Below are 13608 nucleotides of genomic sequence, written 5' to 3'. Positions count from 1 at the left end.
CAGAAGTCGGGCCGGGAGTCCAGGGATGCGGCGATCGTCGGCGGGGACCGTCCGGCCATCCTCACGACCGGTGCTCGCGCGAAGCGCGACGTGAACGCGGTCGGCGTGGTATCCGGACGGTGGGACATGTGCGAGGCTTACGTGAAGGTCGACCCGGGGAGGGCCACGCCGGCCGCAGGCCTCGTCACGCCGTGGTGGGCCGCTGCCCGTCGAGTCCGAGCATGGCCAGCAGCTCCGCGCAGTCCTCGGCGTCAACCGCCATGCCGGCGACCACCCGTGCAGCCCGCTTGCTCTGGGCCGCGCAGCTGATCTCGTAGGCGGCCTGGGCAGCAGCCTGGCGGCCCTTGTCGTCCTTGCCGAATGCGCGTCCGACGTGGCTCATCGGTTCTCCTCCGACGAGGTCACGCGAGTAGGGCCACCACGCGCCGTCGACCTGGCCGGTGATATCCGAGCCCGCGGTCTCGACGGACAGGCGGGGCGGTCGCTCGTGGCGGGCGGCGGACTCGGTCTGGAGAGCGGGGCGGCGACGGCGGCCGATGCGAAGGATGCCGATGTCATATCGGTGCTTCCCGTTCCCGAGCGAGACACTCGGTGCCAGAGTTCGCAGAGCACGACGCCGGCAGGCCGCCGACGTGCAGAATGAGCTCTGTCACGTGAGTGTACGCCGACGAGCGGCGACGGGTCGCTGAACTGACCTGTTCGGAGTCTCGACACGCCGGGACACGGGCAAGCCGGAACGAACGAGGCTGCACCAGGAGGCACGACGACTGATCCGAGTCTCAGCGAGCAGGCCCGCGAGGGCATCCTCGAGGCGATCATCAAGGCTGCGGCAAAGGTGGGGAACAGTCCGCAGGAGTTCGCGACCTCGCCGAGGCGTACGCCCTCCTCGAGCGTGACCTCGTGCCTGTTGCCGGCGTCGTGCGGAACAAGACCTGAACGCTCTGTCTCGTGTCCGCCCGGGTCTCGGGCTGCACCAGTCGCCGGTGAAGCTGCTGCCGCAAACGCGTGCCCTCGCCAGAGGGTTGACGCCTCTCTGACAGGCGACACGGGTCGACGAGGCTCCATGTGGTCGGTGGTCCGCGCGCCAGCTCCCCGAGGTCGTCCCCGGCGCGGCTGAGGACCCGTCGACAGATGCCGGACGACGCGCGTAGCGTCGAGCTTGCAGCGGTGCCCGTCTCCAGGCCTCGGACATCCACTGATGAGCCGAGTCCCGGCACGAGAGGGTTCGCGATGTCGACCCGAACCGCACGGCCCACTGTCGCGACGTCGCCACGACCGCGGCGTACCCGGACCGCCGACTCCCTTCCGACAGCAGCGAGCGCCGCCGGCGACGTCGACCCGCCCCGCGCAGTTCCGCGCGAGTACGTGGGGACCGCCGGGTTGGCGGCCTACTTCGTCCGTATCCGAAGGGTTCCGCTTCTCACCGCAGCGGAGGAGGTCGCGCTCGGCAGCTGCATCGAGGCCGGCGTTCTGGCCGCGAAGCGACTCCACGGTCTGGCCGTGGACGAACGTGCCGGCGTTCTCGGGCGGGATCTGCGTAGCGCGGTTCGTGAGGGCGTCCGAGCGCGCGAGGGCCTGATCACCGCGAACCTACGGTTGGTGGTCTCCATCGCCCGGCGCTACAGCGGCCCTGAGGTACCACTGCTCGACCTGATCCAGGAAGGCAACATCGGCCTGATCCGCGCGGTCGACAAGTTCGATCACACGCGCGGGCACAGGTTCTCGACCTACGCCACGTGGTGGATTCGCCAGGCCATCGGACGCGCCAGGGGCGAGCAGTTCCGCACGATCCGCCTCCCGGCGCACAAGGAGGAGCTGCTCGCACGGCTGAGCCGGGTGCGCGGTCGCCTCGTTCAGGACCTCGACCGCGAGGCCACCCCTGCTGAGATCGGCCGGGCGCTCGAGGTGTCCCCCGAGGTCGTGGAGCAGCTCCTCCAGTGCGCCCGCACTCCGCTCTCGTTGGACCACCCCCTTGATGATGCAGGGACCGACACGTTCGCCGAGCTACTCGCCGACCCGCATGCCACCGATCCCCATACAGCGGCCCTCGCCCAGGCCCGCCGGCGATACGTCGCCGACGTGCTCGCCGCGCTGCCGGAACGCGACTCCCAGATCATCCGTCTGCGATTCGGCTTCGTCGACGGACGTCCTCACACCCTCGATGAGATCGGCGCGCTCCTGGGCGTCAGCCGAGAACGGATCCGCCAGATCGAGAACCGGGCAATGGCGAAGCTGCGCCTACCCGGGCAATCCGGGCCCATGCGCGAGTACGCCGACTAGGTGCACCCGCCGCAGGACCCTCACAATGCGTGGGATCGCCGGCCTGGCCGAACGATCACCCGGCCGACAGGGATCAAGGCCTTGCTGTGAGCAGCAGGGCCGCAGGCGGCGGCGTGGCGTAGACCGGCGCTGTTCTACGGGGTAGACGATCCTGCGGCTCCCGCCGTACCGCTCACGTCGCAGCGCGGCGGCAGAGGGTGGCTCCGACCGAGGCCGAGCTGCAGCCAGCAGAGGCCGACATGCTCGGTAGCCCCTCACGAAAGATCACCCGCGGGAAGGGCTCCGGTCGAGCAGGGCGGTCAACAGTTCCGGCGGCCACCGACGCCCCGACGCCGGCGACCGCGGCCTGCCGGGTCCCGTCGGCTCGCTACCGGGTGTCGTTGTCCGGGTCGAGATCGCGCAGGATCGCGTCGTTCTCGCCTTCGGTGAGCAGGGCGGCCTCGCCGTCCTGCCGGTCGGACGGCGTAAGACATCCCGGACACACGGTCGTGCCGTCGCCGTAGGCCTGCCAGTCGATGTAGTCGGCCGAGGCGGGATCGACGACTCGACCGCATCGACTGCACTGCTGGGTATAGGGCATCGAGGTGTGCACCCTCCCATCCTTCGGAGTGAGCAGACGCCTCGGGGTGACAAGGCGTCGGCGACCCCAGCCTGACGGCGACCCATCCGCAGCGCAACGCGCAGACGCCGCGCACGTGCGGGCCGGCATGTATCAGGTGGGGCAGGCCGGTCGAGCAGTGAGCCGATCCGTGAACTCATCGATCGCGCGGCTCCCCGCAGGGACGTTCGCTCGCGGTCGCGAACCCCTGAGTGACCTGCCGTCGGCCCGTGCCCGGGTCAGTGGTCCTGGAAGCGGATGGCGAAGGCGACGACGTCGTCGGGCGCGTCGGAGGCGAGGGTGCCCACGGCCAGGTCGACGAGCTCCTGCACGGGGCGGTCGTGGAGGCGTCGGAGCAGGCTCAGGAGGGCTTCCGTGCCGGCGTCGAGGTCCCTGCCGCGGTGCTCGACGAGTCCGTCCGTGTAGAGGAACAAGGTGCTGCCGGGCGGGATGTCGCGGTGGTGGTCGGTGCGGGGTGCGCCCGCGGGGAGCGCGAAGCCGAACAAGGGGTCGTGGCCGTGGAGCAGTTCGGCGCTGCCACCGGGGAGCAGCAGGATCGGGGGCGGGTGGCCGGCATTGGTCCAGGTCAGGGCCCAGGTGCCGGTGTCGGTTTGGACGAGGCGGGCCAGGATCATGGTGCCTTCGGCATCCAGGCGCAGGCCGTGGTTTGCGGCCTCGAAGGCGTGCAGGACGGCCGAGGGTGGGTCGGCGGGATGGTCCCAGGCGGCCTGGCGCAGCATGGACCGGACCTGGCCCATGATCGTGGCGGCGTCGAGGTCGTGGCCGATGATGTCGCCGGCGGACACGAGAAGGGCGTGCCGCTCGGGACGGGTGGTCTGGGGGACCGGTGCGGCGTCGTACCAGTCGCCGCCGACGTGCTCCCGGGCGTCGGCGGGTGTGTAGCGGGCGGCCATCCGTAGGCCGTCGACGGTGGGCAGGGTGGTGAGCATGGCGTTCTGCAGGGCGTGTGCCACGGAGATCCGGTGCTGCAGGATGCGCGCCCGGGCCAGGGCCTGGCTGGCGTAGCCGCCGATGGTGGCGATGGTCAGCAGGTCCTCGGCCTCGACCACGTTCGGGACCTCCCAGCCGAGCACGATCGAGCCGAGGGGTCCGTCGGGACCCGGTAGCGGGACGGCGACCACCGACTGCAGGCCGAGGTGACGCAGGATCGCCACGGCGGCGGGAGGGTTCTCGGCGTCGAAGGCCTCGCGGTCGGGGTAGTACAGGATCGCGGCCTCGCGCATGGCCCGGGCCGACGGGAGGTGCTCGTCGAGGTCGGGGGTGTGGGTGGGGGCGAGCACGACGGGGTCGTCGGCGAGGCGAACGGTGCGGTGCTGCTCGTCGAGGACGACCGCGCCGACGTAGTCGGGCCGCAGCTCCGTGTGGACCAGCGCGCGGATGCGGGTCAGGACGTCGTGGACGTCGGTGGTGTCGGTGAAGGCCTGGGAGGCGAGCAGCAGGGTCTGGGAGCGGTGGAACGAGCGCTGTTGGGCGGCCTCGATGCGGTCCCGGCGGGCTTCTTCGCGGCCCGCGTCGTAGGTGGCGAGCCGCAGGCGCAGTTCGGTGGCGCAGGCTGCGGCCATGCGGCGCAGGGTGGTCAGTTCGGCGTCGGTCCACGCGCGGGGTGTGCTGTCGATGGCGCACAGCGAGCCCAGCACGTTTCCGTCGGCGTCGGTGAGGGGCATGCCGGCGTAGGCGACGACGCCGAGGTCGGGGATGGCCAGGTTGTCGCGGACCAGCGGGTGGACGCGGGCGTCGGAGATGACGAGGGGTTCGGCGGTGAGCACGACGTGCTGGCAGAACGAGTGGCTCAGCGGGGTGGAGCGCTTGGTGGCCCACGGTTCGGGGAGCCCGGTCATCCCGGGGAAGACCTGTGCGTCGGCCTGGATCAGGGAGACGAGCGCGACGGGGACGTCGAGGGCCTCGCGCACCCAGGCGGCGAACCCGTCGAGCCGCTGGTCGGGCTCGGCAGCCAGACCGGTGTGTTCGAGGGCGCGGAGCCGGCCTGGGTCGCAGAGATCGGCGCAGCCGTCGACGTCGGTGGCGTCCCGGACGGGACCGCCCTCAGCGTGGCCTGCCATCGTGCTCCTGTGTGCTCCCGTTCGCCGCGAGGGTCCTGGCTCCCTCGGGTATCACCGAGACGATGACAGAACGATGACGTCCCTGACGATGCCGCGGCCGCAATGTACGGGTCGGAGCCGGCTCAGTCTGTCGTGATCGCGATCTCGGCGGCAACGGTCTTGCCGGTCCCGTGGTGACGGACGGTCCATTCGGCGGCGAGGGTGTCGACGATCTGGAGCCCACGTCCGCGCAGCGCGTGGACGTCGAGCACCTGCAGCCGCGGCTCGGCGGGGGAGCCGTCAGTCACCTCCAGCCGCAGTGAACGCCCGTCCAGGATGACGGTCACGCGGAAGGCCGTGCGTGCGTGGTCGACGGCGTTGCTGGCCAGCTCGCTGGCGACCAGCAGGGCGTCGTCGGTCGTGTCCTCGTCGATGTTCCGATCGCGCAGGAAGGTGAGGAGGTCGCGGCGGACGCGGACGCTGGCGCCGGCGATGGGGTCGTACACCCACTCCGCCCGCTGCCTCGCCTCGGCCGGGGTGTGGGTGATCAGCGCCACGGCGAGATCGTCGCCGCGCAGCGGCGCGCGGCGGTCGACCGCGGCCAGGAGTGCGTCGAGCAGCAGATCCGGTTCGGCGTCCCAGGTCGGGCCGGTGGATCCGAGCCGGCTCCCGAGCAGGTCGAGCAGGCCGTCGGTCCAGAGCACGTCCCCGTGGTCGTCGCGGGCCTCGACGAGCCCGTCGGTGTAGAGCAGCAGCGCCCAGTCCGCGGGCAACGGGATTCGGATGGACGGCCACGTCGTGCCCAGCCGCACACCGAGCGGGACGCCGAGGGCGCGGTCGGGCAGCGGTCGGGGTGTGACGCCGTCGATGAGCATCGGTGGTGGGTGTCCGGCGAGGTAGAGGTCGACGTGGCGGCGGTCGGCCGCCACGGAGACCATCGCCACGGTGGTGAAGAGGATCGTGTCGTGGCGCTCGGTGACCAGGACCTGGTCCAGGATCGGGAGGACGTGCGCGGCGGGCATGCCGGCGAGGATGAGTGTGCGCCAGGCGATTCGGAGGCTGACGCCGATGGCGGCCTCGTCGGGGCCGTGCCCGCTGACGTCGCCGATGATGACGTGGACGGTGCCGTCGTCCGTCTCGATGGCGTCGTAGAAGTCGCCGCCGAGCAGCAGCCGCTTCTCGCCGGGCTGGTAGCGGGTGGTGACCGAGAGGGCTGGGTCCCGCAGTAGCGCGGTGGGCAGCAGGCCCCGCCCGAGCCGGCGGTTCTCCCGCTCCTGGACCCGGGCCTCGTGCAGCTGGCGGGTGAGCCGTTCGGCGCGGCGGCGTTCGACCGCGTACTGCACCGCCCGCGTGAGCAGCCGCCCGTCGACCCGGCCCTTCATCAGGTAGTCCTCGGCGCCTGCCGCCACCGCGGCCCGGCCGCGGGTCTCGTCGAGGTCGCCGGTGAGCACGACGACGGCCGGGTGGTCGTCGATCTCGAGGAGCCGGGTCAGGCCGTCCAGCCCGGAGGAGTCGGGCAGGTTCATGTCCAGCAGGACACAGGCCACGTGCCCGAGCAGGCCGCTGGCCTCGCCGATGCTGCTGACGCGGACCGGGGCCGGGATCTCACCGACCTCGGCCAGCAGCTCCTCCACGAGGAAGGCGTCGCCGTCGTCGTCCTCGACGAGAAGCACACGTAGAGCGGACGAAGCGGGGGCGTCCGGGCCGGTCGGGGTGCCGGCCACGGTCTCGCTCACGACGCCCCCATGGGGCGCACTCTAGGCGTTCGCCCACGACCACGCAGAGCCGCGCACCGTCGTCACGGTGTCGGCCCAGGTGATTCCACGGATGGTTCCACGACTCGCGGTGAAAACCTCGGGCCCGGCGATCGCTGGTCAGAGGTGGTGCCCGGGGCAGGATTCGAACCTGCGACACCCGCTTCAGGAGAACGCCGAGACGTGCATCACAGAGTGCTGGCACTGCTCTGAGCTGCGGAAACGTTGACTGTGACCGCTCCTGTTGTCGGAACGAACCCTGTTTGCACCACGTTCGATCCACGCCGCGCTAGGTGATCAGCTGGCTCCATGCGTGGGCGACGGCTGCGGCGGCGTCGGCAGCGCTCACCGTCAGCCGGATCTGGGCGCCCAGATCGCGTTGCCACTGTGCCTGGTCCGGTGGGTCGGAGTAGTCGTCGGGGTCCGGTCGGTGGTTGGTGGGGCCGAGGCGGGCGTAGAGCTCGGCGGCAGCGGTGTCGAGGTGTCCGCGCTCGGCGAGTGCCCAGAGGTCCCAGAGGTCCCGGGAGGCGTGGCGGTCGTGCCAGGCCACGGCCTTCGCGGCGGCGAATCCGGCAGGGGTGGGCACCGACAGTCTGGCGGGCGGCGCGTCGCCGTAGCGCTGCACGAGATCGACTGCCTGCGTGGGCCAGCGGGGGTAGCCGGTGGAGCTGAGCAGCTGGATGCGGACGATGAGGCCCTCCGGGCTGCGGATGATCCCCGGCGCTGGTTCTCGGGCCTCGATCAGCGAGGGCTGCCAATCCAAGCCGGGGAACTCCCGGCGCAGTGCGCGGGGAAGCGCGGTGGTGAGCCGCTCCGCGACGATGCGACGCCGGCCGACCGCGAGAAGGTCGATGTCCTCGGAAAGTCGGCCGTCGGGGATGACGCTGCGGGCCAGGGCGGTGCCGCCGATGAAGACGACGTGGTCGGCGGCCTCGGTGGTGATGGCGGCGAGGAGGTGGGAGATCAGGTGGTCGCGCAGGACCTGGGCCTCGTCGACGCCGTAGGTCTGTGCGACGTCCTGGAGGTCGTCGGGGTCGAGCACGTCAGACCGCCCCGTGAGCGGTGAGGGCGTCCTCGAGCGCGCGGCGCCGGCGTTGGCGGGTGGCCAGGTCGCGGAGCAGGGCGATGTCTGCGCGGGGGATCAGGGCGCGGATCGCCTCGTGCGCTGCGTCGGGGACGGCACCGAGGTGGGGGCGGGCGATGAGGTCGAGCAGGGTCTGCTCGACGGTGGTGATCCAGCCCTGGCCGAGTTCGGTGCGGTGGCGTTGGACGTCGAGGCGGGCGACGTCGCGGCGGGTGAAGTGGATCGTGGCCTTGCGGTCGGTGAGCTGCAGGGCGCGGCGGTGGCGCTCGACGGCGACGACGGCGACGTTGAGGGCGCGGGGGACGGCGCCGTGGATACGGGCGGCGCTGATGCCCATCAGGGCGCTGTCGGCGGTGTGTCCGCCCGTCCCGGCCGCGCCGAGCGCGACGGCCTCGAGGGATGGCTGCCAGTCCTTGCCGACCCGGTCGTCCGGCACCGCGGCGAAGAGTCCGGCGGCGAGCCGATGGAGGGCTCCTGCTCGTTCCAGGCGGGCGAACTCGGCGCGGGGGTTGCTGTACACGTCTTCGGCGTCGACCGGGCGGAGGACGCGGCCTCGTCGAAGCAGTTCGGGAGGCACCCGTGACGCAACTCGTGAAACCATCACTGTCACCTCCGTAGGGTCCAAGGCTACAGAAGTGACACCAACGGCACCACAGATCCCGCCTGACAAGGCGGCCGAGGGTCCGGGTCCCCGGGCGCCGACGACACCGGGTCAGGACGCGATGTCCTTCTCCCCAAGTTGCCGGCGCTGCGTCGTCCAGTCGGCGACGGCCAGGGCGATCCACCCGAGGTGGTCAGGGCCGACTGCCAGGTGGTGGTCGGGAAGCGGAGGAACCCGACTGCGTCCGGGAACGCGCGGGCGACACCGCTGAGCACCAGCCCGGGCTCCGCCGAGGGCGCAGACCACGGCCAGGGCGCCCGGTGGCCGCACGCCGCGGCCGCGGCGTCGGGGTCGTCGCCGCTGCCCGTGACCTGGTCACGCTCGTGTTCTACGGCCTACGCGATCGCCATCTGCGCTGCCTGTCCGCCCCAGCGGCATGAGGCATCCGTTCCTGCGGGGGACGCGGACCGGCACGGTCATGATCCCCGAGCCGGCTCGGCGTTGTCGGTTCGAGGTTGTCGGCTCGGCGTGATCGCCCCGTCTGATTGATCTCGTCCACCGCAACCCGTTGCCGCAGGCACGCGGAGAACCCCGAAACAAAGATCAACTATAAGGACGGGAGGTTGACCGGCCCGCTCCTTCAGGGATGACTGTGACAACACGCTGCCGGACCTGACGTCCGATCGGAACCCACAGGGCGTCGTCGATCACGATCAGATCGTGCGTCGAGATCACAGGCCTTCACCGCCCAGCGCTGCGCTGCCCTGGCGTCGGCCAGGAGGGGAAAGCGCCGGGCGATCCAGGATCGTCGGGACGGGTGCGGGGAGGCGGAGCTTGCGGGTCTGGCGCCCGATGAGGCGGGGGAGTCCCGGGATGGTCGCGACGAGTTGGAGGAAGCCGGCGGGGCGGGGGTCGCCGCGGCGGAGGCGGTCGGCGCTGTCCTTCTCGATGCGCAGCTGGGAGGCCTGTTCGCGGTCGATCGGGGGGCGGCGGCGGACTTCGACCCGGTGCGCGGCTGCGTCGATGCGTCCGGGATCGACCGGGTCGGCGCGCAACGGGTCCAGGAGCTGGTTGGCGGCCTCGGCGGCGTCGGCGAGGGCGAAGTTGATGCCGTTGCCGCCGACCGGGGAGATGACGTGGGCGGCGTCGCCGATCAGGAGCAGGCCGGGCTCGGTCCACCGGTCCAGGCGGGTGATCCTCACCGGGAGCAGGGTGAGCTGGTTGAGGTCGGTGAGGGTGTCGAGCCGGTCGCCGAGCCAGGGCGCGACGCGCGTGATCGCGTCGATGATCGGGGCGAGGCCGCGGGCGCGGACCTCGGGCAGGGTGCCGGCGGGGATGTCGTAGCCGACCTGCCAGCTGTCCTCCTGACCGAGGAGCACCACGGTGGTCCCGGGGGCGGCGAACAGGTCGAGCCCGGACAGGTCCGGGTCGTCGGGCCGGCGGGGCACGGCGTACCAGAGGATGTCGAGGTTGGCGCCGAGCTCGGTGGCGACCAGGCGGGAGGCGTGGCGGACCTTCGACGAGCGCCCGTCGGCGCCGATCACCACGTCGGCGGTGAGCTGCTGCGCGGCGCCGGCGTGGGTGTACTCCACGCCGCAGACGCGGTCGTCGGCGTCGCGCAGGAGGGTGCGGAACCGGGCGCCCATCAGTATCCGGGCGCCGTGCTGCTCGGCCCGCCGGGCCAGCCAGGGCAGGAATCGCGCCTGCGGGATGAGCGCGTAGTAGCCGAAGCGGCGGCTGGCCCAGCGGTAGTCGGCGAGGGTGTAGGTGCGGCTGGGGGTGTGCCAGCGGAAGGCGTCGGCGCGGGCGTGCGGCACGGCGGCCAGCAGCGGCTCGGCCAGGCCGAGTGCGTCGAGGTAGTCCAGCACGGGCGGGGCGAGGGTGTCGCCGCGGAACCGGCGGTCGAAGTCACCGGGTGCCTCCAACAGCGTCACGGGCACCCCGCCCCGGGCCAGGAGATAGGTCAGCAGCACGCCGCCGGGCCGCCGCCCACGACGATCGCCGATCCGGTCATCGTTTTTCCCTCCGTTATGAGGTAACTCGGACTCGGAGCTACCTGATAGCTAGGATGGCTCCGTGTCGGAGGGATCGCAAGACGAGGTGGAGCCTCGGGAACGGCAGCGCGTCACCGCGTCGGAGGTGTCCTGGGGAGTGCGTCGGCTGCAGCGCGCCCAGGAGGAGCTGACCCGGGCACTCACCGCCCGGCTCGGACTGCGCGCCCTGGACTTCACGGCGATGACGCACCTGATGGCCGCGGACGCACCGTTAGGACCGGGAGAGCTGGCCTCGCTGCTGGGCATCTCCAGCGGGTCGGGGACCGAGCTTGCCGACCGCCTCGAACGGGCCGGGCACCTGCACCGCCGGCGCGCCGCCGAGGACCGGCGCCGGATCGTGCTGGAGCCGGACGAGGCGTCCGTGTCGGGCATACTCGGCCAACTGGCGCCGCTGTTCGGCAAGCTCGACCAGCTTGCGGACTCCTTCACCTCCGCCGAGCAGGCCGTCATCACCCGGTACCTCACCGCGGCGACCGAGCTGGTCCACGGGCACGCGCTCGACCTCGCCGCCGGCTCCTGACGTCGATCGGCAACTGGCAGGATCCGGTCACCGGCTCTTGTCGCGGGCTCCAGAGCCGCGCGGGTAATCCTGGCATCAGTGCCGCCGCTGGGCCGCGATTGGTCGAGTTGCGGCTTCGCTGCGCGCCCAGACTCCCTTCTGGTGCACCGCTCGACGGGGCGGTCGGCTTGCTCGGTGACCGAGTCATCAGCGGGGTCCGACGCGGCAGGTCTGGAGCTGACCGACCGGCCTCCGCGTCGTCCGCCTGTCGCCCGACAGCTGATTCACCCTGCCGATCGGGCGTCGGGCCGACGGTGGGCCCCCGAGATCGACAGCAGAGTTGTCCTCATCAGGAACACACCAGGCCACCTGTGAAGGGGAACCACGATGAGCACCGCAGACACCCTCGCCGCCCCGACGGCCGCGCTCGGGACCGTCGACTCCGCGACCTCGACGACGACCGGCGGGGCGTCGCAGGCTCCCCGGGCGTCCGCCTGGTCGCATGCTGGTCCGACGACCCGCGCCCGACCGCCTCCTGGTGCGTCGAGTCATGACAGGGCGAACGTGCTCCACGCTCCGACTCAGCTCAGAACGGATCGGGGCGTGGATGGCGTGTCACGGCTTCGGCCCCGCCGATTTCGTGGATCTTCGGCGGCGGCCCGACGACGAGCGGCTGGGGCATGCCGCCGGCGTCCGGCGCGGCCGTCGAGCGGCCTCTGGCATCGTCGCGCGGGGTGACCGTGCTGATCATCGACGTGATGGTGGCGCCGGACGACGATGTCCGGGCGCCTCCGTTCGGGGCTCGACCGCGTCGAGCCCGCCGGGCTCACTTCTTCTTCTTGCCCTTCTTCTTCTTGTCCTTCTTCTTGGCCATTGCGCACCCCCTCGGACGGTTCGACGTCATCCGTCGTTCACAATCGTCAACCTATCATTGACGCAAGCTTCGTGAAGTATGGGTTGACGATCAGCGCGGGTCCGCCACCCGGCCCATGTGAAGGCCGGGGAGGTGGTCACCGCGCCCAAGGACGCTCGATACCGATGACCACGCCGACCGCGAGGTCGTGGCGCAGCACCGTCAGCCGCGTGCTTCCTGCGGTCGGTAGACCGAGAGGGCCCAGATGACGGCGATGTCGAGTGCGATGAGCAGTATCGACCACCACGGGGAGTAGGGCAGGAACAGGAAGTTCGCGATCAGGTTCACACTCGCTGCCAGGATGCCGATGGCCCGGGCCCAGAGCTGCCCGGCGATCACTCCGAAGCCCGCCGCGGCGACGACCACACCGAGGATCAGGTGGATCCAGCCCCAGGTCGTCAGGTCGAGGGAGTAGAGGTACCCCTGTACAGCCACGTAGAGCCCGTCGTCGAGGAGCGCGGAGATCCCGGCCAGCGCGGACAGGACCCCGAGGACGACCATGACGGTCCCGGCGAACATGGCGAGCCCGGTCGCCCAGGGTCGGTGCACCGGGGTCGTGGTGAGCCGCTCGCGAGGCGGTGGGGCGCCGGGCGCGGCCGGGTCGATGGTGCTCATGATCCTGGTCCTCCTCTTGCATGGTCGTGGGCCATGGCGAGGTCTCACTGTCGGCCGGTGCAGCCTGCGTCGACCTCATCCGACATGGACGAGAACGGGGGCTCATCGGGTCGCGCGGGGTTCGAGCCGCCGTGCCCGGTCGAGGAGGTGTCGGTGGCTGTACTTGCCCGGAGCGCAGCGCTGGCCGTCAGGTCAGTCGCCGCGAGGAACCTCGGGCATGCGGAGGGGCGTGTCGGCTGTGTCCGATGTGCCTTCAGCCCGCGGCTGCTCGACACGGTCGGGTTCCTCGCCTTCCACTCCGAGTCCGGCCTCGGGCTCCGGCCCAGCGGCACCAGGATCGGCGGCGGCAACGGTGGCTGACCTACAGTCCGCCGATATGGCCCGAACCGGAGAGGGTGCCGTTCACGTGGCGCGACGGGTCGTCCCGGGCGCGTCGGTCGCTCCGGCCGGCGCCGCGTCGGCGACTGTGCTGCGGCTGCGATGTCACGCATGCGGCCGAGTGCTCGGCGAGGCCCGGTGCGATCGCGACAGCGCTCGGATCGATGTGGTGGGCGCCAACAGTCGCGGAGGTGTGCGCTACCTGGTTCCGGCGGGGAATTCCCGAGGCTCCCGTCGCCACCGAGGACCTCGTCCGGTTCTACTGTCACGACCGCTGCGGGGTCCGCTACAGCTTGTCACGGGTCCAGCTCGAAGCCGCGATACGTGACGCTCTGCGCCGGGACAGCCCCTCCCCACCTGTGGTCCGCGACGTCGTCGTTCCCATGAAGGGGCCGCGCGGGGGAACGCGTCACCGGCGTCCGCCGCAGCGCCCACGGCCCGCGACCTGAGCCGGGGGACCGCGCCACCGGATCATCTCTCGCCGCTCCCGCTCCGCTGATCGCGACCCTCGGGTTTCGGCCCGCGGTGCATCGGCTACGAAGGGCACCATGACCTCTTCGCTCGATGTCGTGGGCTCGTTCCGCAGCTCTCCGCATGGGGCGGGGCGTTCCGAGCGCACCCGCGCCGAGTTGCGCGAGGCGTTGGAGGCGGCGGACCTGCTCGACGACCTGGACGGCTACACCGTCCGCGAGCTCGACGACGACGAGGAGATCCTGCTGGCGCGTGACGGGGGAGAGGTCACGACCTGGCGGCAGGACTACCCGTACGCGGA

Annotated in this window: 11 protein-coding genes and 1 pseudogene; 3 read left to right on the top strand and 9 right to left on the bottom strand. The window is 71.5% G+C overall.

What is annotated here, in order from left to right:
- Positions 1-184: 184 nt before the first annotated feature.
- Positions 185-382, bottom strand: a complete 198-nt coding sequence (locus ABD990_RS17170; protein ID WP_345381549.1) for a hypothetical protein — start codon at positions 380-382, stop codon at positions 185-187.
- Positions 383-1380: 998 nt separating this feature from the next.
- Between ABD990_RS17170 and ABD990_RS17165 the strand changes: the two genes are divergently transcribed.
- Complete coding sequence (locus ABD990_RS17165; RefSeq protein WP_345381548.1) at positions 1381-2280, top strand: sigma-70 family RNA polymerase sigma factor; 900 nt, start codon at positions 1381-1383, stop codon at positions 2278-2280.
- Between the two features lie 367 nt (positions 2281-2647).
- Here ABD990_RS17165 and ABD990_RS17160 read toward each other — a convergent pair whose 3' ends face one another.
- From ABD990_RS17160 to ABD990_RS17135, 6 genes are all read right to left on the bottom strand, one after another.
- On the bottom strand, positions 2648-2872 hold the full coding sequence (locus ABD990_RS17160; protein ID WP_345381547.1) for a hypothetical protein: 225 nt from the start codon (positions 2870-2872) through the stop codon (positions 2648-2650).
- 245 nt (positions 2873-3117) lie between these two features.
- Entirely contained in the window at positions 3118-4959 is a 1842-nt protein-coding gene (locus ABD990_RS17155) for a SpoIIE family protein phosphatase (RefSeq protein WP_345381546.1), read from the bottom strand.
- Between the two features lie 122 nt (positions 4960-5081).
- Positions 5082-6674, bottom strand: coding sequence for an ATP-binding SpoIIE family protein phosphatase (locus ABD990_RS17150; RefSeq protein ID WP_345381545.1), 1593 nt, complete (start codon positions 6672-6674; stop codon positions 5082-5084).
- A 307-nt stretch (positions 6675-6981) separates the two neighbouring features.
- Positions 6982-7734, bottom strand: a complete 753-nt coding sequence (locus ABD990_RS17145) for a nucleotidyl transferase AbiEii/AbiGii toxin family protein (RefSeq protein ID WP_345381544.1) — start codon at positions 7732-7734, stop codon at positions 6982-6984.
- 1 nt (position 7735) lies between these two features.
- On the bottom strand, positions 7736-8296 hold the full coding sequence (locus ABD990_RS17140; protein ID WP_345381543.1) for a type IV toxin-antitoxin system AbiEi family antitoxin domain-containing protein: 561 nt from the start codon (positions 8294-8296) through the stop codon (positions 7736-7738).
- An 812-nt stretch (positions 8297-9108) separates the two neighbouring features.
- Complete coding sequence (locus ABD990_RS17135) at positions 9109-10350, bottom strand: FAD-dependent monooxygenase (protein WP_345381542.1); 1242 nt, start codon at positions 10348-10350, stop codon at positions 9109-9111.
- Between the two features lie 178 nt (positions 10351-10528).
- On the opposite strand from ABD990_RS17135, the gene ABD990_RS17130 reads away from it, so the two are divergent.
- Positions 10529-10951, top strand: a complete 423-nt coding sequence (locus tag ABD990_RS17130; RefSeq protein ID WP_345381541.1) for a MarR family transcriptional regulator — start codon at positions 10529-10531, stop codon at positions 10949-10951.
- Between the two features lie 565 nt (positions 10952-11516).
- Here ABD990_RS17130 and ABD990_RS17125 read toward each other — a convergent pair.
- Both ABD990_RS17125 and ABD990_RS17120 read right to left on the bottom strand, forming a co-directional pair.
- Entirely contained in the window at positions 11517-11681 is a 165-nt protein-coding gene (locus ABD990_RS17125; RefSeq protein WP_345381540.1) for a hypothetical protein, read from the bottom strand.
- A 324-nt stretch (positions 11682-12005) separates the two neighbouring features.
- Positions 12006-12458 carry a DUF7144 family membrane protein gene (locus tag ABD990_RS17120; RefSeq protein ID WP_345381539.1) on the bottom strand — a complete coding sequence of 151 codons (453 nt, stop codon included), beginning with the start codon at positions 12456-12458 and terminating at the stop codon, positions 12006-12008.
- A gap of 926 nt (positions 12459-13384) precedes the next feature.
- Here ABD990_RS17120 and ABD990_RS17115 point away from each other — a divergent pair.
- Positions 13385-13608, top strand: a pseudogene (locus tag ABD990_RS17115) (hypothetical protein); the annotation flags it as partial.

The organism is Pseudonocardia yuanmonensis (assembly GCF_039542425.1).
Lineage (GTDB): Bacteria > Actinomycetota > Actinomycetes > Mycobacteriales > Pseudonocardiaceae > Pseudonocardia > Pseudonocardia yuanmonensis.
The sequence above is the reverse complement of the archived record's forward strand: the minus strand, read 5'-3'. Positions and strand labels throughout refer to the sequence as shown.

Bases quoted from the DNA above. Each gene is read 5' to 3' on its own strand.
- ABD990_RS17170 (WP_345381549.1), bottom strand. From the start codon at position 382: ATGAGCCACGTCGGACGCGCATTCGGCAAGGACGACAAGGGCCGCCAG.
- ABD990_RS17155 (WP_345381546.1), bottom strand. From the start codon at position 4,959: ATGGCAGGCCACGCTGAGGGCGGTCCCGTCCGGGACGCCACCGACGTC.
- ABD990_RS17125 (WP_345381540.1), bottom strand. From the start codon at position 11,681: ATGATCAGCACGGTCACCCCGCGCGACGATGCCAGAGGCCGCTCGACG.
- ABD990_RS17120 (WP_345381539.1), bottom strand. From the start codon at position 12,458: ATGAGCACCATCGACCCGGCCGCGCCCGGCGCCCCACCGCCTCGCGAG.